We start from the raw sequence: 23,518 nt of genomic DNA on the forward strand, positions 1-23,518 counted from the left end.
CGCGACCATGAGAGCTTCCTGAGCGCTCCCTGAGAAGCCCGGCAGAACCTTGTCTGCCCGATATGAAGGCCGGCCCCGGAGTATCAGACCCCGCAACCGCAGGACGTGCGCACCACCAGCCGGGACGGGAACGTCTTCAGCCGCTCGCGCCGCGACCCGGCGATCCGCAGCCCGTCGTCCAGGACGAGGTCGACCGCCGCCCGCGCCATGGCCGAACGATCCGAGGCGACCGTGGTCAGCGGCGGATCGGCGAGCGCGGCCTCCTTGATGTCGTCGAAGCCCGCCACCGCCAGCTTCCCGGGCACGTCGATGCGCAGTTCGCGCGCGGCCCGCAGCAGGCCGATCGCCTGGTCGTCGGTGGAGCAGAAGATCGCCGGCGGCCGGTGGGGGCCGGAGAGGACGTCCAGGGCCACGCGGTAGGCGTCGTAGCGGTTGTACGGAGCCTCGAACAGCCGGCCCTCGGTGGACAGGCCCGCCTCGGCCATGGCCCGTTTCCAGCCCTCGACGTGGTCGGAGACCGGGTCGCCGACGGCCGGCGTCTCGGCCGTACCGCCCATACAGGCGACGTACTCGTAGCCGTGCTCCAGCAGGTGGCGTACGGCGAGCTGGGCGCCGCCGAGGTCGTCCGTCACCACGGCAACGTCGTCGATGGCCTCCGGACGCTCGTGCATCAGCACCACCCGGGCGTCCCAGGCGTCGATCTCGGCGGCGGCGAGGTCGTTCAGCGCGTGCGACACGAGGATGAGCCCCGAGACGCGCATGCCGAGGAAGGCACGCAGATAGTGGACCTCGCGTTCGCCGATGTAATCGGTGTTGCCGACGAGGACCATCTTTCCGCGCTCGGAGGCCGCCTGCTCGACCGCGTGCGCCATCTCGCCGAAGAAGGGCTGGCGGGCGTCCGGGATGATCAGGCCTATGAGGTCCGTGCGCCGCGACGCCATCGCCTGGGCGACCCGGTCGGGCCGGTACCCCAGTTCCTTGATCGCGGCGAGGACGCGCTCGCGCGTGGCCGGGGCGACCGGCCGGGGTCCGTTGTTGATGACATAACTGACGACGGCGGTGGAGGTCCCAGCCAGCCGTGCCACGTCATCCCGAGTCACCTTGGCCACGCGCGGAGTCTACGCGGATTGACCCGCTCTGGGCAGGGCGTATCACTGCTTGGATGTGCGGAAGCAATGCCCTGCCGGAGCGCTTTCCGCGCCTGTGCGAGGAGATCTACGCGTCCGCGTGCAGCTCGGCACCGTCCAGGACGGCGGATGCGTCCGCATCCTCCGCCTTTGCCCGATCCGCCTTGGCCTTGGCCTCGTCGGTGGTCCGGTCGCCCTTCTCGGGCGTAACGAATCGATAACCGACGTTCCGGACAGTGCCGATCAGCGACTCGTGCTCGGGGCCGAGCTTGGCGCGCAGCCGTCGTACGTGCACGTCGACCGTACGGGTGCCGCCGAAATAGTCATAGCCCCACACCTCCTGCAGCAGCTGCGCGCGGGTGAAGACCCGGCCCGGGTGCTGAGCGAGGTATTTCAGCAGCTCGAACTCCTTGAAGGTGAGATCGAGGACCCGCCCCTTGAGCTTCGCGGAGTAGGTCGCCTCGTCCACCGAGAGATCGCCGTTGCGGATCTCCATGGGGGAGTCGTCGTTGACGATCTGCTGCCGGCCCATGGCGAGCCGAAGCCGCGCCTCCACCTCCGCGGGACCGGCGGTGTCGAGGAGTACGTCGTCGACGCCCCAGTCGGCGGTGACGGCGGCGAGGCCGCCCTCGGTGACGACGAGGAGCAGCGGACAGCCGGGGCCGGTGGAGCGCAGCAGCTGGCACAGGCTGCGTACCTGTGGCAGGTCGCGGCGGCCGTCGACGAGGATGACATCGGCGCCGGGGGTGTCGACGAGAGCGGGCCCCTCGGCCGGGGCCACCCGCACGTTGTGCAGCAGCAGGCCGAGGGCGGGGAGCACCTCCGTCGACGGCTGGAGGGCGTTGGTCAGGAGCAGCAGAGAACTCATACGTCTGGTTCCTCCTCGGTCCCTGCGAGGACGTGTGCGGTGCGGCACTGCTCTGCGATCCCGAAGGCCCCGTACACCCGCGGTCACCTCACGTTTCCCGCTTCGTATACAACGCTTCCGAAAGCACAAAAGGACCCGGGGGCTACGCTGCCCGAGTCCTCTACCCAGCAGAATAGCCCACATGAGCAACCGTCCGGCAGGTCATGTGGCACGTTCCACCGTTCGTCCGAATTCCGAGACAAGCGGACGTGGCCTTATCCGGACGTTCCTGCACACCGCAGACGGAATTCCGATCGATTCCGTATACGATCCCGGCGCCGTCGTATACGAAACCCTCCCGGACACCTTTCGGCCGGCCTCCCCTGACCTCGTGTTCGTGGTCGCCCACGGTTTCACCGGGGACGTTGACCGCCCGCACGTTCGACGAGTGGCGGGCGTCCTCGCCCGTTACGGCGCGGTCGTCACCTTCTCCTTCCGCGGCCACGGCCGCTCCGGCGGCCGCTCCACGGTCGGTGACAAGGAGGTGCTGGACCTCGCCGCCGCCGTCGAGTGGGCCCGTGGCTTCGGGCACGCGCGCGTGGTGACCGTCGGCTTCTCGATGGGCGGCTCGGTGGTCCTGCGGCACGCGGCCCTGAGCCCCGGCACGGTGGACGCGGTGGTCTCGGTCAGCGCCCCCGCCCGCTGGTACTACCGGGGCACCGCCCCCATGCGCCGCCTGCACTGGCTGGTCACCCGCCCCGAGGGCCGCCTGGTCGGCCGCTACGGCCTGCGGACGCGCATCCACCACCGCGACTGGGACCCGGTGCCGCTCTCCCCTGCGGAAGCGGTCCCGAGGATCGCCCCCACCCCGCTCCTGCTCGTGCACGGCGACCGCGACGGCTACTTCCCCCTCGACCACCCCCGCATGCTCGCCGAAGCCGCCGGTGACCACAGCGAACTCTGGGTGGAGCCGGGCATGGGGCATGCCGAGAACGCGGCGGACGACGCCCTGGTGGCCCGGATCGGGGACTGGGCGGCGGCCGCGGCGGGCTAGCCTGACACCATCTGTCTTTGTCTTTTCCTGCCGTCGATTGAGGAATCAGATGCCCAAGGTCACGGTGCGCTACTGGGCCGCCGCCAAGGCCGCGGCCGGGGTCGCGGACGAGCCGTACGACGCGGACACGCTCGCCGAAGCGCTGGCCGCCGTGCGCGCGCGACACCCCGGTGAACTCACGCGCGTGCTGCAGCGATGCTCCTTCCTCATCGACGGTGACCCCGTCGGGACCCGCGGGCATGAGACGGTACGGCTGGCCGATGGCGGCACGGTCGAGGTACTCCCGCCGTTCGCAGGAGGGTGAGGCGATGAGCGACCAGCCGTATCAGGGCGGCCCGTACGAGGGCTACGACCCGTATCAGCAGCAGTCTCAGCAGGCGTGGCCCGGTCACGAGCAGTACGGCCGGGAGTCCGGCTACGACCCTCAGCTCACCCAGCAGTGGCAGGGGCAGACCTGGGAGACGCAGACGCACGCGCCGGTGCAGGCGGCGGAGACGGCGTATCTGCCGCAGCACCAGCAGCAGGGGTATCCGCAGCAGCCCGAACGCCAGGACTATCAGCAGCAGTACCAGCGGCAGGAGTATCAGCAGCGGTATCAGGAGTCCCAGCAGCCGTATCAGGAGTACCAGCAGCCCGCACCGCACCAGCAGGCGCACCGGTTCGAGGAGACGGACGCCCCGCGCGCCCCGCACCCGGAACCCGCACCGGCACCGGCGCCCCAGCCGGAGCCCGGATCGGAGTCCGATCCGGCCTACGGCCCCGCGACGCTCGCCGGGAACGCCCGGATCACCGACGCCCAGCGGGCCCGCCTGGAGGGCCGGTCCCCGATCATCGAACCCGGTATGCAGCCGGCGGCGCTCACCGCGCTGCTGGGCGTGCTGCTGGCCGCCACGGCCCCCATGGGCTCCTATGCCCTGCTCGTCCCGCTGGTGCTGCTCCAGGCGGTGACGGCGGCGGGCTGGTTCCGGCTGAACGGCATGTGGCCGGCCCGGCAGGGCATCGCGCTCGCCTTCGCGGGCGGACTGACGGCCGACGCGGCGGTACTGGTCGCGGGCCGCGGCAACGCCCCGGCGGCGATCCTCGGACCGCTCGGTGTCTGGGTCCTGCTCTCCCTCGTCCTGCAGCTGCGCTCGCACGCCTCGCCGGACGAGCGGATGTACGGCCTGATGGCCACGGTCGCCTCGGCGTCGCTCGCGGTCCTCGCGACGGGGTATCTCGGCGCCGACGCGCACGCGGTGTCCGTGGGCGCGGTGGCGGTGGCGGTGGCCGTCCTGGCCCGGGCCCTGCCCCTGCCGACCCCGGCGTCGGTCGTGGTCTCGCTGCTGGCCGCATCCGGCGCGGGGATCGCCGTCGGCGGGATGACCGGCTTCGGTGCGAACGGAGCCGCCCTGGGTGCCGGGACGGCTGTCTGTGCCCTGATCGGTCACCGGGTTGCCAGTTACGACTACCCGTCCCGCTTCGTGCACTTCACGGCGGGCGTGGCGTTGCCGTTGTCGGCGGCTGCGCCTGTCGTCTGGCTCCTGGGGCGCGCGCTGGGCTAGGAACCGGTGCGCCGTGACAGCACACGGGGAACGGCGGGTGGTCTGACGGCGCTCACCGGCGCCCCCACCACGGGCGCGGTGCTGGCCGGACTGACCGCGACCGGTTCGGCCGTTCCCGTGCTGCGCTCGCTCATCGGCCCGCCCGGCGGCTCCCGCCCTCGCCCTTGACCCCGTCCACGAAGGCCGCCCAGGCGTCGGCCCGGAAGACGAGGGCTCCGCGGGCGGGGGCCTTGCTGTCACGGACGGGGACGATGGGGAGGTTGTCGGCGACCTCGACGCAGGCGCCGCCGTCCGAGTTGCTGTAGCTGCTCTTGCGCCAGGCCGCGGCGGTCAGGAAGTCGTCGGAGACCTCCACGCACTCGCCGCCGTCAGAGTTGCTGTAGCTGCTCTTGCGCCACGTCACGTTGCTCAGGTCGATGGCTCGCACGGCACTTCCTCCAACATCCGCAGGATGAACTTCTGCGACTCAGCCGGGGACAGCGCCATGTCGCGCACCGCATCATAAGTGCGCTGGAAACGCTCAACCCGGCTTGGTTCCTCGATCAGTTCACCGTGTACGTCGTTCTCGGCGTAAGCCACGGTACGGCTGTCCAGCAGTCGGAGGAACATCATGGCGGTGCTCACCAATCCGTGAGGACCGGCACTGAACGGCAGCACCTGGAGCGTGACGTTCGGGTGCTCCGATGTCTCCACCAGGTATTCCAGCTGCTCCCGCCACTTCCGTACGTTGCGCAGCGGAGTCCGCAGCACCGCCTCGGAGAGGATGCTGCGGAACGTCGGCGCATCGAGGCCCCTCAGCAACTCCCGTCGACCGACGCGTGCTTCGACCTGCTGGTCCAGCTCCCGTCCCCCAAGGCCACCCGCCGCGAGCGCCTCGCGTGCGTACGCTTCGGTCTGGAGAAGCCCTGGCGGCCTGCTCACGGCGTAGTGCCAGAGGTTCATCGCCTCCGACTCCAGCACCATGTACCGCCGATACCTCTCCTTGAACTGCATCGGGTCCGCCACCGCCAGCTCCCACAAGGTCACCAGCAACCCAGGCGTCCCGTAGAACTGATCCAGCGCCTGTACGACCTCGGGCCCGCCCAGCGTCCGCCCGCTCTCCATCTTGCCGAACTGGGAAGAGTCCCAGCCCACTTCCTTCGCGAGGTCCCGCAGGCTCAGGCCGCGCTCGCTTCTCAGGCGCCGTAGTTCCTCGGTGAACCGCCCCCTCGGCTCCTGACTCCGTCCCGTGATCACCAGTCGCTGCGGCATCCCGCTCCTGTCGGATGGGTCGAATTCGGCAGGCTCAGCGTTGAACGGTCCACTCGACAGCCAAGACGCCCTTTCCGTGCGCCATGCTCTCGAGCACCGCACGAACACGCAGCGTAGCCGCAACATTGCGCTGCGCACGTCTTTTCAAGGAAAGGAGCTGGCCGCCATGGCGCGCTCTCACGGGGCGTTCGGGGTAGCCGAAGGGCCGCACCCCCCACTGGCGTCCAACCCCGGGGGATGCGGCCCTCAGCCGTCACTGAGCCCTAGCGGCCTGCTCAGACCGCGATGGCGACCTCGGCCAGCCCGCCCTTCTGGGCGACAACGGTGCGGTCGGCCGTGCCGCCGGGCACCAGCGCGCGAACGGTCCAGGTGCCCTCGGCCGCGTAGAAGCGGAACTGCCCCGTGGCGGACGTGGGAACCTCCGCGGTGAACTCGCCGGTCGAGTCCAGCAGACGGACGTAGCCCGTCACCGGCTCGCCGTCGCGGGTCACCTGACCCTGGATCGTGGTCTCACCGGGCTTGATCGTCGAGGCGTCCGGGCCGCCGGCCTTCGCTCCACACATGCTGTTCTCCAGAGGGGGTCTGACCAGAAGGTCGGTCGGGATGGGTTACTTGTTGGCGCCGAGCTCGATCGGCACGCCGACGAGGGAGCCGTACTCGGTCCAGGAGCCGTCGTAGTTCTTGACGTTCTCCACACCGAGCAGCTCGTGCAGCACGAACCAGGTCAGGGCCGAGCGCTCACCGATGCGGCAGTAGGCGATCGTGTCCTTGGCGAGGTCCACGTTCTCCTCGGCGTAGAGCTCCTTCAGCTCCTCGTCCGACTTGAAGGTGCCGTCGTCGTTGGCGTTCTTCGACCACGGGATGTTCCTGGCGCTCGGGACGTGGCCCGGACGCTGCGACTGCTCCTGCGGCAGGTGCGCCGGGGCGAGCAGCTTGCCGGAGAACTCGTCGGGCGAACGCACGTCGACCAGGTTCTGCGCGCCGATCGCGGCCACGACGTCGTCACGGAAGGCGCGGATGGACGTGTCCTGCGGCTTGGCCTTGTAGTCCGTCTTGGGGCGCTCGGGGACCTCGTCGCCGGGGACCAGCTCGCGGGCGTCCAGCTCCCACTTCTTGCGGCCGCCGTCAAGGAGCTTGACGTTCTCGTGGCCGTACAGCTTGAAGTACCAGTAGGCGTAGGACGCGAACCAGTTGTTGTTGCCGCCGTAGAGGATCACCTGGGTGTCGTTGGCGATGCCCTTCTCCGACAGGAGCTTCTCGAAGCCCTCCTGGTCGATGAAGTCGCGGCGGACCGGGTCCTGCAGATCCTTCGTCCAGTCGATGCGGATCGCGTTCTTGATGTGGTTCTTCTCGTAGGCGGACGTGTCCTCGTCCACCTCGACGATCGCGATGTTCGGGTCGTCCAGGTGGTCCTGGACCCAGTCGGCGTCGACGAGGACGTCGCTGCGGCTCATGCTCTTTCTCCTCCGGGGCAGTTGCGGCGGGGCGTGCGAGTGGAGAGGGTGCGCGTTCGTGCGGCGCACGGGTGCCCTTGCAGCAGGGCGGGGGTGAGATGCGGAAGTCGGGGACTTCGCTCAGAAGGGGCGACAGAGCATGGCGGCAACGCGGCACAGGTCCACTGCCCGCCGCTTCGTGAGATCCGCCTGTCGCTTCATGCGGTCGATCGTAGGGACGTCGGGGCGGGCATGTCACCGGTGTGTCATATGACGAGACGCGATCGTCCGGATAGTGGGACACGCAGTGCGCCCGGGCAGCCGTCGTACGGCCTCCGGGCGCTCGTGGGGGTGACGCATCTACGCTACGGACGTGATTGTCTCGCCAGTCGGACGGCGGGCGTCCATCAGCAGGCTGCCTACCCCGCCAGCTTGACGTCCGAACCCTTCACGCTGACCTTCACACCGTCCGGCGCGGCCTGCACCTTGTCCAGCTGGATACCGCCGGGCAGCCGGTCGATGGCCTGCTGGAAGTCGGTGATCGTGCGGACGCGGTTCTCGGCGAGCGCGAGGTTGCCGATCGCGGGCAGGGAGTCGGCGTGGACCTGGACCTTGTCGTTCTCGACGGTCACCGAGCTGAGCACGGACACCGTCTGGTCGACGGGGATGGCCCCCGCGACCGTGCCCTTCACCTTGACCGCGACCTTGATCTTGCCGTTGCCGCCGTCGGAGAGGCCGACGACACGGGCCTTGACGCCGAGGCCGACGTCGGTCGGCTCGGACTTGGCGGTCTTGAGCAGCTCGGCGTAGGAGATCGTCGCGGTGCCGGTGGCGGTGGCCGCGGTGGCGGAGCTGTAGTCGCCGGAGAAGTCGACGCCCTTCATGTCGGCCTTCAGGTCGTCGATGCGGATGGTCTGGCCGGCCTTGCCGGTGGCCGCCTCGTAGTCCTTGATCCCGACCTCGACGTCGTCCAGGGAGCCGCCCGCGACCTGGGTGAGGAAAGGGAAGCCCTTGATGTCCACATCCGGGGTGGAGGCCAGGTTCTCCGTCGCCTTCAGCTTGTCCGCGGCCTCGCCCTCGGCGAAGTGCACGGCGACCCGGTCCACGATCACGAAGAGCCCGCCCAGAACCACGACGAGGATCAGAAGTATTCGCAGGGCACGCATGTGGTGTTTCCCCCGGGTCGGCGACAGTGTTCGGAATCCGGTACGACTACGCCACGGTAACCCCACGGGCCGGGCACGGGCGGTGATTGTCGACCACCTGTGACAGGGCCGCCGGTCCTACCCTGGAACCATGTACGCGCGGCGGCGTCACATCTACTTCGCCATGATGGGGACGTGCATCGGTCTCTTCGTCCTGGCCTGGGGGGTCGTGCGCCTCTGGTCCGTGCCGGCCGCCGTCGGCATGTGCGTCGTGGCCATGGTCATCCCGCCGGTCGCCGCGATGATCGCCAACCGGCGGGGCCCGGAGGACCGCTGGTGGGACGACCCCTCCGGGGACCCCCAGTCCGACGAGTGGTGGGACGAGTTGGACGGCAAGAAGCGCCCGCGGTCGTAGAAGGCGCCGGTCACTCGACCATCCGCCCGGTCCGAACGGCGGCGAGGGCGGTCCGGGCCTGCTCCATCAGGCGCTCGTCCGAGGGCCCGTCCGCTGCCTGGGAGGAACTCGGAGCGGGCTTCGAGGGCGTCCCGGCAGGCTTCCCGTCCCCGGCGTCCGATGTGCACGAGGCGAGGAGGAACACCGACGCGGCCACGCGCATCCGGTGACCCGTCGCCGTGCGGCCGAATGCGTCATGACGATGTCTTCCCCCGTCTTCCCCCGTCTTCCCCCGTGGTGCTCAGTAGACGAGCGCCTGGGTGCCGTCCGCCAGGGCCTCCTGGACGAACACCTGCGCGCCCGCGATCCGTACGCCCTCGACGACGTCCTTCTCCGTGATCTCCCGGCGGGCCGCGCACTGCGTGCACAGCGTGATCCGGCCGGCCGCGAGGATCGAGTCGATCAGGTCCGGCAGCGGGGCCGCGTGCGGCAGCTCGAACTCGGCCGCCCGCCCCGGCAGCGCGAACCAGGAGGACTCCCCGGTCAGCCACAGCGAGACATCGACCCCGCTGGCCACGGCCACCGCCGCCACCGTGAACGCCTGCGAGCAGCGTTCGGGGGCGTCGGCCCCTGCCGTCACCTTGATCACGAGCTTCTTCGCCATGCCGGCAGCGTAGCCCGCTGCGGCTGGTCCGACAGCTCAGCCCGCGGCGAAGGCGATCGCCACCAGCAGACACGCGAGGCCGAGGGCGGTGAGTACGCCACTCAGGAACGCGCCGTCGACCGTACGGGCCCGTCGCCGGGAGGGACGGGGAACGGCGGGGCAGGGCGTACCGGGCCTGCGGGCACCCGGATGTAACGGCGGCGGAAGCGCGTAACCCGGACTGAGGGGAGCCAGGCCTCCCGGTGCCGCGGGCTGCCGACGCCTGCACTCCTCGTACGGCAGACCCTGGCCCGTCATGCCCGGTGCTCCCGCCGCTGGTGCTGGCGGAGCAGGACGTTCGCGTCGGTCTCGGCGCTGCGGTCGTACGCCGTCCGCGCCGCCTCCCGTCGCTCGGCCAGCTCCGTGCACGCCGGGCAGCCGGGCACCGGCCGGGGTGGGCGGCTGAGGTCGTCGGGATCGGGCGGCATGGCCCGGGCGCGTTCGTTGGCCGCGCGGACGCCCGCGCTGAGGCGCTCCCGTTCGGTGGCGGGACGCAGGGTGGCGGGATCGGCCTCCCACTCCCGGCCGCCGCCGAGGGGACGGAGCATCGCGTGAGGGCCCGCGTGGCCCTGGAACTCGCCGACCTTTTCGGTGGCGGGGTCGTAGAGCGGGGTCCCGGGCTCGTAGGTGGCCGGATCCGTTCTCATGGGATTCGCTCCTTTACTCAACTTCTGTACGCAATGCGATGGTTGCCATAGTCTGCGTAGCACTGGGTGATAAGAGCATGGCCCATGGCGGGGGCGGATACGCCCAGAACGGCCGCTAGTTCCACAGGGGGCGGTCCAAATTCCACAAATTCCACAGCCGGGAGGGGCGCGGTGCCGCAGCGGAGGGCGATCACGGGTCGCGGTCAGGAGCCGAGGGAGCGGTTCGCCGAGGCACCCGCAGCCCGCTGGTCTTCACGGCGTCTGCCCGGGCCGCCTTCGTGGACGGCGTCAGGAGGGGCTGACCTCCCACAGCGCACCTCACAAAGAGAGCCGGGCCCCGGCCGCGTAAGCTGGGCCCCGGCTCTGTCGTATGCCCACCCTCGCCCAAGGAGCACCCGTGGAGATCTTCTTCGAAACCCTGCTGGTCCTGGTCTGCGTCGGCGTGCTCGCCTTCGCCGGTCTGACCGTGAAGAAGCTGTACCAGGGCCAGCGCTGATCCACACCTAGGAAAGCTTCCCCATGATCGAGATCCCGTCCGACCTGCACAAGGACCTCGTCCCGCTCGCCTTCCTGCTCGGCAACTGGGCCGGCGCGGGCGTGCACGACTTCCCCGGCTCGGAGAAGTGCAACTTCGGGCAGGAGGTCAGCTTCACCCACGACGGCCGGGACTTCCTGGAGTACCACTCCCACACCTGGGTGCTGGACAAGGACGGCAACAAGGTCCGTCCGCTGGAGTCGGAGTCCGGCTTCTGGCGGATCGACGCCGACCGCAAGGTCGAGGTGACCATGGTCCGCGACGACGGCGTGGTCGAGGTCTGGTACGGCGAGATGGCCGACAAGAAGCCGCAGATCGACCTGGCCACGGACGCCGTGGCCCGGACAGCCGCCTCCCAGCCGTACACCGGTGGCAAGCGGCTCTACGGCTACGTCAAGAGCGACCTCATGTGGGTCGGCGAGAAGCAGACGCCCGAGGTCGAGCTGCGCCCCTACATGTCGGCCCACCTGAAGAAGGTCGTCACCCCGGAGGAGGTCGAGCGCTGGGCGAAGGCCCTGCCGGACGACCTGCCGGACGACGGCATCGCCTTCTTCAAGTAGCCGAGTCCGTACGTCGTGCGTCCGCTCCGGCAAGTGAGGCTCGCGGGCCCGTGGCTCTAGACTCTTCGGTGTGGTGAGCACCGACTGGAAGAGCGACCTCAGGCAGCGCGGCTACCGACTGACGCCGCAGCGGCAGCTTGTCCTCGAAGCCGTGGACACCCTTGAGCACGCGACCCCCGACGACATCCTCGTGGAAGTGAGGAAGACGGCGTCGGGGGTCAACATTTCCACCGTCTACCGGACGCTCGAGCTGCTGGAGGAGCTGGGCCTGGTCAGCCACGCCCACCTCGGCCACGGCGCGCCCACGTACCACCTCGCCGACCGCCACCACCATCTGCACCTGGTGTGCCGGGACTGCGAGAACGTGATCGAGGCGGACGTCGACGTGGCGGCCGACTTCACGGCCAAGCTGCGGCAGCGGTTCGGCTTCGACACCGACATGAAGCACTTCGCGATCTTCGGCCGGTGCGAGGACTGTTCACTGAAGAGTTCAACTACCACGTCGTAGGCTTGCCGTATGAAAAGCCCCTTGCTGTCCCTGCCCGGCGCCGTCCCCGCCGAAGGAGTGGACGAAGGTGTCGCCGCTCACTACGGTGACCTGTTCCGCGAGCAGCGCGCCCTCGCCGAGGGCACCGGTTTCGTCGATCTCTCGCACCGCGGTGTCGTCACCGTCAGCGGCGAGGACCGGCTGAGCTGGCTGCACCTCCTGCTCACCCAGCACGTCAGCGAACTGCCGGCCGGCGAGGCGACCGAGGCGCTGATCCTCTCCGCGCACGGCCACATCGAGCACGCCCTGTACCTGGTGGACGACGGTACGACGGTCTGGGCGCACGTCGAGCCCGGCACCGGGGACGCGCTGATCGCGTACCTGGAGTCGATGAGGTTCTTCTACCGGGTGGAGGTCGCCGACCGCACCGCCGACTTCGCGGTCGTCCACCTGCCGGCCGGCTCGATCGCGGAGGTGCCCGAGGGCGTCGTCGTCCGCGAGACGGCGTACGGCCGTGATCTCTTCCTGCCGCGCGCCGACCTCGAGTCCTTCGCGGCGAAGCACGGCCCCGCGGCCGGCCTGCTCGCCTACGAGGCGCTGCGCGTGGAGCACCACCGCCCCCGGCTCGGCTTCGAGACGGACCACCGCACGATCCCGCACGAGCTGGGCTGGATCGGTACGGCGGTGCATCTGCAGAAGGGCTGCTACCGCGGCCAGGAGACGGTCGCCCGTGTGCAGAACCTGGGCAAGCCGCCCCGCCGACTGGTCTTCCTGCACCTGGACGGCAGCGAGGTCCACCTGCCGGTGCCCGGCACGGACATCCGCCTCGCGGACGAGGGCCCCGACGGCCGCAAGATCGGCTTCGTGACGACGTCCGCACGCCACCACGAACTGGGACCGGTCGCCCTCGCCCTGGTCAAACGCAACGTCCCGACCGACGCCCGCCTGGTCGCCGGGGACACGGCCGCCGCCCAGGAAGTCGTCGTAGAGCCCTAGTCCCCTGAAGGAAGGCGGCGACTGGGTCATGTACGTGTGCGTGGTCAAGGGCGGCCTCCACCAGTGCTCGAAGGAGCGCGTGGGCTACACCTGACCGGCGCGCCCTAGATCTCCAGAAGCACCGTGAACGGGCCGTCGTTCGTCATCGACACCCGCATCCGCGCGCCGAACCGGCCCGTCGCCACCGTCGCGCCCAGCGCCCGCAGCCGAGCCACCACCTCGTCCACCAGCGGCTCGGCGACATCGCCCGGGGCCGCCGCGTTCCATGTGGGCCGGCGGCCCTTGCGGGCGTCGCCGTACAGCGTGAACTGGCTGATCACCAGCAGCGGGGCGTCGATGTCGCTGCACGACTTCTCGTCCTGGAGCATCCGGACCGACCACAGCTTGCGGGCCAGCTGCGCCGCCTTCTCCTTGGTGTCCTCGTGGGTCACCCCGACGAGGACGCACAGCCCCTCGCCCTCGATCGCGCCCACCGTCTCGCCGTCCACGACGACGCTCGCGCCGTCCACCCTCTGCACCACCGCACGCATGCGGACCATCATGCCCGGTGCCCCGCACACGGCCACAGGGGGTCCAATATAGATGTCTTACCGCCCATCTGGGGCTGTTCGGGGGCGCTCGGTCACATAGTGGCCGGTTGGGGTGGCACCATGCTTCCACACGCCGGTCGAGGGGACGGTCACCACCACATGAGCACACCGAGTACCAGCGGGCGGCTGGGGACGCCGCGGCCGCCCGCGCAACGCGGCGACGGCACTGCGGGCCCCGCGCTGCCCGGGGAGTCCCCCGAGGACGACGTGGCCCGGCTGAGCCTGCCCGAACTGCGCACCCTGCGCCGCGACGCCCAGCGCGACGAGGCCGACCTCAGCTATGTGCGGCGGCTGCTGCAGGGCCGGATCGACATCCTGCGCGCGGAGCTGTGCCGGCGCGGCCGGGCGTCCGTGCCGGCGCCGGCGGACGGCTCCGTGGTCGACCGGCTCCCGGAGATCCTCAAGGACGCCCCGGCCCGGCACCGCTCCTCGGCCCGCCATGTCACGCTCGGCACCCCGCACAACGAGGAGTACCGGCAGCTGGCCGCCGAGATGCTCGCCGAGGTGGAACTGTCCGATCTCCAGGCCCGCACGGACCTCGAACTGACCAGCGCCATGGGCCGCCTGGTCCGCTACGAGCAGGAGGTCTCCCGGCGCCGCCAGCGGCTGCAGCGCACGACCGACGACTGCAGCGGGGAGATCGCACGCCGGTACCGGGTGGGCGAGGCCCAGGTCGACGACCTGCTGACCTGAGCGGGGCGGCGGGCGGGGCGCCGGAAATACGGGCGACACGCAACGTCGTACGGGCCCTGGAGGCGCGGACGTACGAGGCGGAGGGCGCGTTGGTGCTCGAGGTCCTGGACGGCGCGGGCGGTGCGGGTCTGGCCGGGCCGGTTCCGGCTGGAGGTCTCCCCCGAGGGGGCGTCCTGCGCGCCGACGAGTGCCGTGAGCGCCGATCTCAGCCTGGAGGCAGGCGATTTGGCCCGGTTGTGGCTTGGTGACGAGTCCCCGCTCCGGCTCACCGCGCTCGGCCGGATCCAGGAAGAACGAGAGGGCGCCGCCCGGGAGGCCGACGCCCTGTTCCGCTCGCCCGGGCGCCCGTGGTGCCCGGACCTCTTCTGAGGCTCCCTTCCTGCGACGACACGCTGACCGTTCATCCGTAGCGAGCTGTTCAGTTGTGGCTGTGCGATCTCGGTGTTCAGTTGTGGCTGTGTCGGCTGTTCAGTTGTGACTGTGCGGTTCATGCGTTGTGGCTGTGTGCTCCGGTGGCCGTCCCCTGTCCGGGCTCCCGGCTCCCCTCCGGAAGGAAGCCCGGTCGGCCAACCACTGGAAAGCTTGACCATGTTGCATGAGTTGGCTGCCAACTCCACTGTTCTTATCTCCGTTGGGAACCGTCTCATAACCAGCTGTCGGTGAACTGCCACAAGATGGCGGGAAGTTGTAGTGTTTGTCCGTGGACCCGGAGCACGCCTCCGCCAGTGGACGGACGAGGTCACAGCGGCCACGCCGGTCCCACCGCGAGATCGCAGACGAACTGCGCGGCCGGATCAGGTCCGGCGAGCTGCGGCCGGGCCAGCGCATGCCCACGCAGGCCAGGCTGGCCGACGAGTTCGGCGTCGAACGCGGGGTCGTCCGGCAGGCCTTGCGCATCCTGCACTCGGAGCATCTGCTCACCGACGTTTCCAAGGGGAGTCCGGCCACCGTGGCTGCGGTCCCGGGGCCGGCCCGCCCCGTGGCCGGTCCCGCGGCGCCGCCGCAGCCCACGATGGTGGCCCTCGCGCCGCGTATCGCGGCCGCCTTCGCCGCCCCGCACGTGCGGGTCGACGCGCTCTGCCTGACCTCCGTCTCGCTCACGCTGGCCATCGGTGAGCCGCTCCGGCAGATCCATACCGGGCAGCTGAAACCGGCCAAGATCGACGTCCGGGTGCTGCTGCCGAGCCGGGACATCGAGCTGGCGTTCCCGGCGCCGGTGGACGCGGCCGACGGGCGCGTCCACCGGCGCTGGCTGGCCCAGCGCAACGCACAGGGCCTGGTGCTGCGGCAGAACCTGCTGGCGCTGCGCACCACGCACGGCATCGACGTGCGGGTCTTCTTCCGCGCCCTGCCGTTCACCCCGCCGGTCAAGCTGTACCTGCTCAACGGGGTCGAGGCGCTGTTCGCGTACTACACGCTCGGGCGCCAGGAGCGGGAGATCGAGCACGAGCACGTGGAGCTGTACGACGCCGACGGCACCCGGTCGATGCTGTTCGCCTTCGAGCAGCGGGCCGGGCAGCGGGACGCGGCGTTCGTGGCGCAGTCGCGGCTGTGGTTCGACGCGCTGTGGGAGACGATCAGTACGGACCTGGTGCTGGCGTCATAGGGCGGGGCCCGCGAGCAGCACGGCGAGCAGAACGGCACCGGCGGAGCTGACCGCCGGGCTCTTGGCCTTGATGCCGACGGAGAGCAGCAGCATGCCGGCGATGCCGGCGGCGCCGTACTTCCACTGGACGAGCTGTTCGAAGCCGATGACGAACAGGGCGGAGAAGAGAGCGAGGGCAGGCACGGTGATCCCCCTTCGGGCTGCCGGTGGGACGTGCGGAGAAGCAAAACTTTCGCCAACTTGCAAAAGTTGGCTACCAACTCAATCTAAGTTGTCCCCACTTGGCACCCACTCATAAACAACTTCCGGGCAACTCCCGTTAGATGGATCAGAGTTGTAGCGTTTGGTCGTGACTCAGGAGAACGTGGCAGTGAACGGCAGCAGACGGCTCACGTCCCAGGAGATCGCCGACACCCTGCGCGAACGCATCCGCACCGGCACCCTCCGGGCGGGCGAGCGGCTGCCCACGCAGGCCGAGCTGGCCGAGGAGTTCGGCGTGGAGCGCGGTGCCGTACGCCAGGCCCTGCGGGCACTCCAGCAGGACGGGCTGCTGAGCAACGTCAGCAAGGGCAGCCCGCCCCGGGTCGCCGAGCCCCAGTCCGGCCCGGAGGAACCCCAGCCGACCATGGTGGCCCTCGCCCCCCGGCTGACTGACGCCTTCTCCGCGCCGCACGTGCGCATCGACGCGGTCTGCCTGACCGCGCAGAGCCTGATCCCCGCCCTGGGTGAGCCGCTGCGCCTGATCCACGAGGGACGCATCCGCCCCGAGCGGATCGACACCCGCATCCTGCTCCCGTCCCGGGACATCAACCTCGCCTTCCCGGTCTCGGTCGACGCCGGGAGCGGCGACGACGCCGTCCACCAGCGCTGGCTGGCGATGCGCAACGCCCAGGGCCAGGTGCTCCAGTACAACCTCCAGGCGCTGCGCGGCACCCACGACATCGACGTCCACGTCACCTTCCGGGCCCTGCCGTTCACCCCGCCGGCGAAGCTGTACCTGCTCAACGGCGCGGAGGCGCTGTACGCGTACTACATGATCACGCGCCGCGAGGAACCCACCGAAAGCGGGACGCTGGAGATGTACGACACCCTCGGCTCCGAGTCCCTCCTCTTCTCCTTCGAGAAGCGGTCCGGGCAGCGGGACGCGGCGTTCGTGGAGCAATCGCAGAAGTGGTTCGACGCCCTCTGGGAAACCATCACCACGGACCTGACACTCTCCTAGTGACTTCTGATGCGACTTCTGATGCGACACCTGGTGCGAAAGAGATCGAGAAGCTACGAGAACTGATCACACGTGCTCGGTTCGTGCTGTGGGACTTCGACGGGCCGATCTGTCGCCTCTTCGCCGGGCACAAGGCGGAACGGGTGGCGGCGGAGCTGGTGGAGTGGCTGGAGCTACAGGGCCTGCGGGGGCTGCTCACCGGTCCCGAACGGCGGACGCTGGACCCGCAGGTCGTCCTGCGCGCCGTGGGGCGCCGCCACCCGGGCAGCGACCTCGTCGCCGCGCTGGAGGAGCGGCTCACCCAGGAGGAGCTGCGGGCAGCCGCCTCCGCGCTGCCGACCGCCTACGCCGACCCGCTGATCCGCACCTGGACCGCCGTCGGTGTCCGGCTCGCCGTCACCACCAACAACTCGCCCCGAGCGGCCCGTGCGTACCTGGGGACCCGCGGCCTCGCCGGCTGTTTCACCCCCCACCTGTACGGCCGCACCCAGCAGCTGCACCACCTCAAGCCTGACCCGCACTGCCTCAACCGCGCCCTGAGCGCGATGGGCGCGGCCCCGTCCGCCGCCCTGATGATCGGCGACTCGGCCTCGGACCTGGACGCGGCCCGCGAAGCCGGCGTCCCGTTCCTGGGCTACGCGCGTAACGCCGCCAAGGAGAAACCCCTGCGAGCAGCGGGCGCCGAACACGTCGTACGGTCACTGGAGCCGCTGCTGCTGGTGCTCCGGAGCGGGCGGCGGGCCGGACGCCGGCATGCGCCCGTCGACTGAGGGACAGCGGCCTCGGCGGAGTGTGCCTTCGGGTGCGTTACGATGCCGCCCTCCGAGCCACCGCTCGGATGCGTGCCTAAGGAATGGCAACGAGCCGGTCCTCGGTCGTCGGCCTGGCGCAGGTGAGTGGCGGACCACCCGTTGGGCTACTCGACCGGGCCCGGAGGTCGTGTCGGCCACCACCTGGGCATAGCGTTCTCCCTGGCGTGTCTTCCGACGCTGTCCCGACCCTTCCTTCTCGCGCGATCTACCCGGAGCGGCCAGTGGGCGCACCGCCTGTTCCCCGTGCTGTGGCCGGGGGCCACGCCGGCAGAGTTCGGACGGATGCCGTCGTCCAGGCGTTCGTCGCCCGTGCCCTCGCGGCGGGACCGGAGCGTGGGGGCTTCCACCATCGCAATCACGTCGTACCGCTGACCGCTCCCGTGGCGGGGCTGCTGGGCAGGGAGCCCGGCACCCCGGTGACCGTGCGGGTGCCGCGTGCGGACGCGGTGCCGGTGGTCATCCGGACCTGGCGGAGCGAGCCGGAGATCCTGCGGGCCCTGCACGGTGTGCTGCCCGTGCCGGAGTGCCTGGTGGCGGGAGAGGGGTACGCCCTCCACAGCTATGTGGACGGAGCCGTACTGGCGGACGTGTGCGGCCCCGGCGAACCGATCGACGGGCCGCTGCTGAAGGACCTCGCGGCGCTGCTCGCCTCGATCGTGCAGGTGCGCGGCCCCGCGCTGCCGCCCCTGCCGGCCGACTGGCCCCGCAACCACACGGACTCCCAGGGCTTCCTGCGCACCCTGGCCCGGCTCGCCGACCACCAGATCCGCCGGCCCAACTGGTCCCGGTACGGCGGCCTGTTCGTCGCTCTGGGCGTGCCCGAGGACGCCCTGCTCCGGTTCGCCGACCGGGTCCCGGCGATGACCCGGCGGCCCTACAGCCTGCTCCACGGCGACCTGCACCGCGGCAACCTGGTCCTGCCGTCCGCCGGCGATGCGTCGCTGCACTGCCTGGACTGGGAACTGGCCGGCTACGGTGACCCGTTGCACGACCTCGCCGTCCATCTGGTGCGGATGCGCTATCCGGACCACCAGTGGCCCGAGGCCGTCGACGCCTGGGCCCAGGCCGTGCGCCGGGTACGGCCCGCCGCCGTGGCCGGTCTGACCAAGGACCTGCCCCACTACGTGGCCTTCGAGCACGCCCAGTCCCTCTACGGCGATGTCATCCGGGCCGCGCGGTCGCTGGAGAACCGCTTCGACCAGCGGAGCCTGGCGGAGGCGACGGGCGTCGTGCGTGCCGCCCTGCGGTCCGCCGCCGAACCACTGCGGCTGGGCAGGGTGGCGGAGGAGGACGAGATCGAGCGGGTCCTGTTCCGCCGCGGGGCGTCGGCCTGGTCCGCCGGTGGTGCACGGCGGCGGGGCCCGGCCGCCCGCGGCATCGGCTGGACGCCGGACCGGCGCGTCCCCGAGCACCGCCACTTCCCGCACTCCGCGGTCGCCGACGCGCTGTTCCTGGAGGGCGCCGCCCCGGCCGACCGGGTGTTCAAGGGTGCCGCGCACCTCAACACGGTGCTCCGGGTCCCCGGCACCCCCTTCCCCGTCGTGGTCCGCCGCGAGGCGACCGTCGTCCTGCGGCGCGAACGCAGCTTCCTCAGCGAGCACGCCGTGCTCGGTGCGATCGAACGGTCCGGGGTGCCGGTGGCCGCGCCCCGGGTCCTGGCACTGGGGACGAGCCACGCCACGGATCCCGCCCACCACTACGGCGGGGACCGTTTCGCCGTCCACACCTACGAGGGCGCCCGCGACCTCGGCCGAAGACCCGAGCACCCGGTGCACGGTCTGCGGCCGCACGAGGCGGACTGCCTGGTCGACCAGCTGGCCGCGCTGACCGCGGTCGACTACGCCTCGATCGACCCGGTCGCGGGCCGGCCGGGCTTCTACGACTGGCTCAGCGACCAGCTGGTGGCGCTCGTCGCGGGCCTGCCGAAGGCCTCCCAGCAGCTGGCCCGCCTCCTCGGGCTGCCCGACGCGCCCCGGTTGCGCGAGATCCTCGCCCGGCACCGCGTCAGCGACCGCGACTGCGCCCTGCTGCACGGCGACCTCAACCCGTGGAACCTGGTGCGCCGCGAGGACGACCCGGCGCTCACCCTCATCGACTGGGAGATGGCCCTGGTCGGGGACCCGCTGTACGAGCTGGTCCGGCACATGCACCTCACCCCGACCCGCCCGGAGATCCGGGACCGCATGTTCCGGCGCTGGGAGGACCGGCTGTCCGCGAGGTTCACCAAGGGCTGGCAGGAGGACTGGCGGGTGTACCGGTGGATCGAGATCGTCCGCTCCGCCTACGTCGACCTCGACCGCCTGGTCACCGGGACGGGCCTGGACGCCCCGAACGTCCGCCGCGCGCTGGACTCGTACGCCATGACCCTGGCCGCGGCCACCGCCTCCCTGGGCCTGTCGTCCCGGACGCGCGGCAACCCGCACCTGGCCCGTGTGGTGGCCTGGCCGACCGGCCCCGGCGGCGCTGCGTAGGCTCCCCCCATGGAAGAGATGGGCCTGCGCGAGCGCAAGAAGCAGCGGATGTACCAGGACGTGTCGGACATCGCCGTACGGCTGTTCCTGGAGCGGGGCTTCGACGCGGTGCCGGTCGCGGAGGTCGCCGCCGCGGCCGGGATCTCCAAGCCGACCCTCTTCCGGTACTTCCCGGCCAAGGAGGACCTCGTCCTGCACCGGATCGCGGACCATGAGACGGAGGCCGCGCGGGTGGTCGCCGGGGCGGCCGATCCGGTGGACGCGCTGCGCCGGAACTTCCTCGCCGGTCTTGAGCGGCGCGATCCGGTCACCGGACTGAACGACCATCCCGAGGTGCTCGCCTTCCACACCCTGCTGTACGGGACCCCGGCCCTGGTGGCACGGGCGTACGGCCATCTGGAACGGTCGGAGGCGGCGCTCGCCGAGGCCCTGGGCGGCGGTCTCGACGCCCGGCTGGCGGCGGGGCAGATCATCGCCGTCCAGCGGATCCTCGCGCAGGAGAACTGGCGGCGGATCGCCGCAGGGGAGAGCGTCGCGCAGGTGGCGCCGGACGCGGTACGGGCGGCCGAGCGGGCGTTCGGGCGTCTGGCGGCGGGGCTGCCGGGCCCGATCGGGAAACACGCTGAATGAAACTCGGTTAAAAACTTAACTCGGTTACGCGTTTCCCGTACGCTGGCGGCATGACGTCACTCCACCCCGCCCTCGAGGACACCCTCCACGCCGAGCGCGCCCACCACGACACCTGCCGCGCCGCCCTCGACGCCATGGTCGAGGGCGCCGCCGAACAGGTCGTCGTCGGCGAGGACGTCTCCGCCTCCGGTGCCGACGCCGAGGTCCTCGGCCACCGGCTGCGCAGCCAGGCCGAGGCGCTGCGCGAACTCCCGCCCGGCCCGCTGTTCTTCGGCCGCCTGGACTTCGGCGACAACGCCCCCGGGCACGGCGGGCAGCACTACCACATCGGCCGGGTCCGCATCACCGAGGACCCGGCCGCCCCGCCCCTCGTGGTCGACTGGCGGGCCCCCGTCTCCCGCGCCTTCTACCAGGCGAGCGCCCGCGACCCGCACGGTGTCGAGACGCGGCGCCGGTTCGGGTGGGCGCCCGGCAGCCGGGGCGACTCGGCCGACCTGACCGGCCTCGAGGACGAGCGGCTGGGCCGGGGTGAGTCGCGGACCGGGGACATCCTCGCCCGTGAGATCGAACGGCCCCGCGTCGGACCCATGCGGGACATCGCCGCCACCATCCAGCCCGAGCAGGACGACCTCGTGCGGGCGGATCTCGCCGACTCCGTGTGCGTTCAGGGCGCCCCCGGCACCGGCAAGTCCGCCGTCGGCCTGCACCGCGCCGCTTATCTGCTCTACACCCACCCCAAGCGGCTCCAGCGCTCCGGTCTGCTCATCCTGGGCCCCAACCGCACCTTCCTCGGCTACATCGCCGAGGTGCTGCCCGCCCTCGGCGAGAGTGGCGTCCGCCAGTCCACCCTCCTGGGCGAGATCGCCCGCCACCCCGCCACCGGCACCGACCCCGGTCCCACGGCGGCCGTCAAGCACGACGCCCGCATGGCCGAGGTGCTGCGCCGGGCGCTGTACGCGCGCGTGACCGCCGAGGGCGTGGCCGGCCTCGCCGTACCAGAGGGCTCCTACCGGTGGCGGGTGCCCGCCGACGAACTGGCCGCCATCGTGGAGCAGGTGCGCGCCGAGCAGCCGCCGTACGCCGTGGGCCGCGAGCGGGTGCGCACCCGGGTGGTGCGGCGCCTGCGGGAGCAGGCCGAGCGGCGCTCCGGAGTCCGGCCCGCCTCCTGGGTCCGCCGCATCGAGCGGTGCCGGCCGCTCACCGCGCACCTCGACACCGTCTGGCCCAAGGCCCGCCCCGAGCAGGTCCTCGCCGAACTCCTCAGCGACAGCACCGCGTTGGCCCGCGCGGCCGGCGGACTGCTCGACCCGGACGAGCAGTCCGCGCTGCTCTGGCCGCGCCCGCCGCGCTCCCACAAGTCCGCCCGCTGGTCGGCCGCCGACCTCGTCCTCCTCGACGAACTGTCCGGACTCATCGAACACCCGGAGGGCTACGGCCACATCGTCGTGGACGAGGCACAGGACCTCTCGCCGATGGAGTGCCGCGCCATCGCCCGCCGGGCCGTCTTCGGCTCGCTGACCGTCCTCGGCGACCTCGCCCAGGGCACCACCCCGTGGGCCGCCCGCGACTGGTCCGTCCAACTGCGCCACCTCGGCAAGCCGGACGCGGCCGTGGTGCCGCTGACCACCGGGTTCCGGGTGCCCGCGGCGGTCGTCGAGCTGGCCAACCGGCTGCTCGCCCGCCTCGACGTGACCGTACCCGCCGCCCGGTCCCTGCGCACGGTCGGCGAGTTGACCGTCCGCCGTGCCGAGGACGTCCTCGGCACGACCGTCACCGCCGTACGGGACGCCCTCACGAGGGAGGGATCGGTCGGGGTCGTCGCGGCGGACGCGGACGTGGACGGCGTACGGGAGGCGCTCGCCGCGGCCGGTATCGGGACGTCCGGCCCCGACGCACTCGGCGCCCGCGTCACCGTCGTGCCCGCGAGCCTGGTCAAGGGCCTGGAGTACGACCATGTGGTCGCCGTGGAACCGGCCGCCGTCGCCGAGGCGGAGGAACGGGGCGTCCAGCGGCTGTACGTGGTGCTGACGCGGGCGGTGTCCCGGCTGGACGTGGTGCACGCCCGGCCCCTGCCGTTCTGAGCCCCTGCCGGTGCGGTGACGGGGGACAGGGGGCGCGATAGCGTGCCGGCCATGACCGGCTCCCGCGCCAGTGACTCCAGTGCCCCGGCCGCATCGGCTCAGGCCGTCGCCCTCCTGCGCGACCTCGGTGCCGCCGACCTCGCCCACCCGGGCGGCACCCTCCTCGCCCATCTCCGGCGCGTCGAACGTCAACTCGCCGACTGGGGCGCCCGCCCGGCCCTCCGCCTCGCGGGGCTGTGCCACGCCTTCTACGGCACCGACGGCTTTCCCACGGCGCTGCTCCCCCTGGACCGCCGTTCAGAACTCGCGGCGGTCATCGGCACGGAGGCCGAGTCGATCGTGTACCTCTACGCGTCCTGCGACCGGACGGCCACCTACCCGGGGCTCCCCGCGGCCGACGGCCCCTTCCACGACCGGTTCACCGGCCGCGCCCACGTCCCCGGGCCCGGTCCGCGCCGGGACGTCGCCGAACTGACCGCCGCCAACGAACTCGACCTGGCCCGTCTGGACCCGGCCTTCCGCATCCAGTGGGGCCCCGCCCTCCTCACCCTCTTCACCCGCTTCCGCCCCCTGCTGAGCCGACCCGCCTGGTCGGACTGCGAGTCCGTGCTGGCCGCCGGGTAGCCGCGCAGGGGCCGGAGGGCGGCGGATCCGGAGCGGATCTCGGCGAGGAGGCCCCGGCGCCGCCGCGTG

Annotated in this window: 29 protein-coding genes; 16 read left to right on the top strand and 13 right to left on the bottom strand. The window is 71.3% G+C overall.

Translation table 11 applies throughout. The features are described 5' to 3' along the window. Positions 1–83 precede the first annotated feature (83 nt). Together ABZ079_RS31210 and ABZ079_RS31215 are read right to left on the bottom strand one after the other, a co-directional pair. On the bottom strand, positions 84–1,109 hold the full coding sequence (locus ABZ079_RS31210; protein WP_356942790.1) for a LacI family DNA-binding transcriptional regulator: 1,026 nt from the start codon (positions 1,107–1,109) through the stop codon (positions 84–86). 106 nt (positions 1,110–1,215) lie between these two features. Beyond that, entirely contained in the window at positions 1,216–1,995 is a 780-nt protein-coding gene (locus tag ABZ079_RS31215; protein WP_356942791.1) for a response regulator transcription factor, read from the bottom strand. 181 nt (positions 1,996–2,176) lie between these two features. Here ABZ079_RS31215 and ABZ079_RS31220 point away from each other — a divergent pair, with 181 nt between their 5' ends. Genes ABZ079_RS31220 through ABZ079_RS31230 form a run of 3 tightly spaced genes read left to right on the top strand, consistent with a single transcriptional unit; the run spans position 2,177 to position 4,569 of the window. Next, a complete protein-coding gene (locus tag ABZ079_RS31220; protein ID WP_356942792.1) occupies positions 2,177–3,028 on the top strand; it encodes an alpha/beta fold hydrolase in 852 nt (283 codons plus the stop codon). 49 nt (positions 3,029–3,077) lie between these two features. Further along, the gene (locus ABZ079_RS31225; protein WP_356942793.1) at positions 3,078–3,332 is read left to right on the top strand and encodes a MoaD/ThiS family protein; all 255 of its coding nucleotides are present in this window, start codon (positions 3,078–3,080) and stop codon (positions 3,330–3,332) included. A 4-nt stretch (positions 3,333–3,336) separates the two neighbouring features. Next, positions 3,337–4,569, top strand: a complete 1,233-nt coding sequence (locus ABZ079_RS31230; RefSeq protein ID WP_356942794.1) for a hypothetical protein — start codon at positions 3,337–3,339, stop codon at positions 4,567–4,569. Between the two features lie 130 nt (positions 4,570–4,699). Here ABZ079_RS31230 and ABZ079_RS31235 read toward each other — a convergent pair whose 3' ends face one another. From ABZ079_RS31235 to ABZ079_RS31260, 6 genes are all read right to left on the bottom strand, one after another. Next, the gene (locus ABZ079_RS31235; protein WP_356942795.1) at positions 4,700–4,996 is read right to left on the bottom strand and encodes a DUF397 domain-containing protein; all 297 of its coding nucleotides are present in this window, start codon (positions 4,994–4,996) and stop codon (positions 4,700–4,702) included. Further along, positions 4,978–5,820, bottom strand: coding sequence for a helix-turn-helix transcriptional regulator (locus ABZ079_RS31240; RefSeq protein WP_356942796.1), 843 nt, complete (start codon positions 5,818–5,820; stop codon positions 4,978–4,980). The genes ABZ079_RS31235 and ABZ079_RS31240 overlap by 19 nt, the downstream gene beginning before the upstream one ends. A gap of 275 nt (positions 5,821–6,095) precedes the next feature. After that, a complete protein-coding gene (locus ABZ079_RS31245) occupies positions 6,096–6,383 on the bottom strand; it encodes a DUF1416 domain-containing protein (RefSeq protein WP_009189358.1) in 288 nt (95 codons plus the stop codon). A gap of 45 nt (positions 6,384–6,428) precedes the next feature. After that, the gene (locus tag ABZ079_RS31250) at positions 6,429–7,274 is read right to left on the bottom strand and encodes a sulfurtransferase (RefSeq protein WP_356942797.1); all 846 of its coding nucleotides are present in this window, start codon (positions 7,272–7,274) and stop codon (positions 6,429–6,431) included. 120 nt (positions 7,275–7,394) lie between these two features. After that, entirely contained in the window at positions 7,395–7,475 is an 81-nt protein-coding gene (locus ABZ079_RS31255) for an Ms5788A family Cys-rich leader peptide (RefSeq protein WP_350751515.1), read from the bottom strand. Between the two features lie 197 nt (positions 7,476–7,672). Further along, positions 7,673–8,419, bottom strand: a complete 747-nt coding sequence (locus ABZ079_RS31260) for a DUF2993 domain-containing protein (RefSeq protein ID WP_356942798.1) — start codon at positions 8,417–8,419, stop codon at positions 7,673–7,675. Positions 8,420–8,549: 130 nt separating this feature from the next. Between ABZ079_RS31260 and ABZ079_RS31265 the strand changes: the two genes are divergently transcribed. Beyond that, entirely contained in the window at positions 8,550–8,813 is a 264-nt protein-coding gene (locus ABZ079_RS31265; RefSeq protein WP_356942799.1) for a DUF3099 domain-containing protein, read from the top strand. A gap of 280 nt (positions 8,814–9,093) precedes the next feature. Here ABZ079_RS31265 and ABZ079_RS31270 read toward each other — a convergent pair whose 3' ends face one another. From ABZ079_RS31270 to ABZ079_RS31280, 3 genes are read right to left on the bottom strand one after another with little or no spacing between them, the layout of a single operon-like run. Further along, positions 9,094–9,456: a DsrE family protein gene (locus ABZ079_RS31270; RefSeq protein ID WP_356942800.1), complete on the bottom strand. Its 363-nt coding sequence runs from the start codon at positions 9,454–9,456 to the stop codon at positions 9,094–9,096. A 36-nt stretch (positions 9,457–9,492) separates the two neighbouring features. After that, positions 9,493–9,753, bottom strand: coding sequence for a hypothetical protein (locus ABZ079_RS31275; RefSeq protein ID WP_356942801.1), 261 nt, complete (start codon positions 9,751–9,753; stop codon positions 9,493–9,495). Further along, positions 9,750–10,142: a hypothetical protein gene (locus ABZ079_RS31280; protein WP_356942802.1), complete on the bottom strand. Its 393-nt coding sequence runs from the start codon at positions 10,140–10,142 to the stop codon at positions 9,750–9,752. Before ABZ079_RS31280 ends, ABZ079_RS31275 begins: the two co-directional genes overlap by 4 nt. 519 nt (positions 10,143–10,661) lie before the next feature. On the opposite strand from ABZ079_RS31280, the gene ABZ079_RS31285 reads away from it, so the two are divergent. From ABZ079_RS31285 to ABZ079_RS31295, 3 genes are all read left to right on the top strand, one after another. Further along, positions 10,662–11,237, top strand: a complete 576-nt coding sequence (locus tag ABZ079_RS31285; protein WP_356942803.1) for an FABP family protein — start codon at positions 10,662–10,664, stop codon at positions 11,235–11,237. Between the two features lie 70 nt (positions 11,238–11,307). Continuing rightward, positions 11,308–11,745, top strand: a complete 438-nt coding sequence (locus tag ABZ079_RS31290; protein WP_356942804.1) for a transcriptional repressor — start codon at positions 11,308–11,310, stop codon at positions 11,743–11,745. Positions 11,746–11,754: 9 nt separating this feature from the next. Next, positions 11,755–12,720 carry a folate-binding protein gene (locus tag ABZ079_RS31295; RefSeq protein ID WP_356942805.1) on the top strand — a complete coding sequence of 322 codons (966 nt, stop codon included), beginning with the start codon at positions 11,755–11,757 and terminating at the stop codon, positions 12,718–12,720. A gap of 104 nt (positions 12,721–12,824) precedes the next feature. On the opposite strand, the gene dtd is transcribed toward ABZ079_RS31295, so the two are convergent. Further along, the gene (gene dtd, locus ABZ079_RS31300; protein ID WP_356942806.1) at positions 12,825–13,250 is read right to left on the bottom strand and encodes a D-aminoacyl-tRNA deacylase; all 426 of its coding nucleotides are present in this window, start codon (positions 13,248–13,250) and stop codon (positions 12,825–12,827) included. A 159-nt stretch (positions 13,251–13,409) separates the two neighbouring features. Here dtd and ABZ079_RS31305 point away from each other — a divergent pair, with 159 nt between their 5' ends. The 3 genes from ABZ079_RS31305 (at position 13,410) to ABZ079_RS31315 (ending at position 15,609) form a co-directional block, all read left to right on the top strand. Then, positions 13,410–14,003 carry an aerial mycelium formation protein gene (locus ABZ079_RS31305; protein ID WP_356942807.1) on the top strand — a complete coding sequence of 198 codons (594 nt, stop codon included), beginning with the start codon at positions 13,410–13,412 and terminating at the stop codon, positions 14,001–14,003. A gap of 120 nt (positions 14,004–14,123) precedes the next feature. Continuing rightward, complete coding sequence (locus tag ABZ079_RS31310) at positions 14,124–14,372, top strand: sterol carrier protein domain-containing protein (protein ID WP_356942808.1); 249 nt, start codon at positions 14,124–14,126, stop codon at positions 14,370–14,372. Positions 14,373–14,697: 325 nt separating this feature from the next. Further along, positions 14,698–15,609, top strand: a complete 912-nt coding sequence (locus tag ABZ079_RS31315; RefSeq protein WP_356942809.1) for a winged helix-turn-helix domain-containing protein — start codon at positions 14,698–14,700, stop codon at positions 15,607–15,609. Here the strand turns inward: ABZ079_RS31315 and ABZ079_RS31320 are convergent. Beyond that, entirely contained in the window at positions 15,604–15,792 is a 189-nt protein-coding gene (locus ABZ079_RS31320) for a hypothetical protein (RefSeq protein WP_356942810.1), read from the bottom strand. The genes ABZ079_RS31315 and ABZ079_RS31320 overlap by 6 nt on opposite strands. Positions 15,793–15,952: 160 nt before the next feature. On the opposite strand from ABZ079_RS31320, the gene ABZ079_RS31325 reads away from it, so the two are divergent. The 6 genes from ABZ079_RS31325 to ABZ079_RS31350 all read left to right on the top strand — a co-directional run bounded on the left by ABZ079_RS31325 (position 15,953) and on the right by ABZ079_RS31350 (position 23,449). Then, positions 15,953–16,831, top strand: a complete 879-nt coding sequence (locus tag ABZ079_RS31325; protein WP_356942811.1) for a GntR family transcriptional regulator — start codon at positions 15,953–15,955, stop codon at positions 16,829–16,831. 83 nt (positions 16,832–16,914) lie between these two features. Then, a complete protein-coding gene (locus tag ABZ079_RS31330; RefSeq protein ID WP_356942812.1) occupies positions 16,915–17,601 on the top strand; it encodes an HAD-IA family hydrolase in 687 nt (228 codons plus the stop codon). Between the two features lie 290 nt (positions 17,602–17,891). Next, positions 17,892–20,114 (top strand): aminoglycoside phosphotransferase family protein, encoded by a 2,223-nt coding sequence (locus ABZ079_RS31335; protein ID WP_356942813.1) that lies wholly within the window; start codon positions 17,892–17,894, stop codon positions 20,112–20,114. Between the two features lie 9 nt (positions 20,115–20,123). After that, complete coding sequence (locus ABZ079_RS31340; protein WP_356942814.1) at positions 20,124–20,744, top strand: TetR family transcriptional regulator; 621 nt, start codon at positions 20,124–20,126, stop codon at positions 20,742–20,744. 50 nt (positions 20,745–20,794) lie between these two features. After that, on the top strand, positions 20,795–22,825 hold the full coding sequence (locus tag ABZ079_RS31345) for an AAA family ATPase (protein ID WP_356942815.1): 2,031 nt from the start codon (positions 20,795–20,797) through the stop codon (positions 22,823–22,825). 51 nt (positions 22,826–22,876) lie between these two features. Beyond that, complete coding sequence (locus ABZ079_RS31350; protein WP_356942816.1) at positions 22,877–23,449, top strand: DUF6817 domain-containing protein; 573 nt, start codon at positions 22,877–22,879, stop codon at positions 23,447–23,449. The last annotated feature ends 69 nt before the right edge of the window (positions 23,450–23,518 follow it).

The sequence above is a fragment of the Streptomyces sp. NPDC006314 genome (genome assembly GCF_040613075.1).
In the GTDB taxonomy this organism is placed as follows: Bacteria; Actinomycetota; Actinomycetes; order Streptomycetales; family Streptomycetaceae; genus Streptomyces.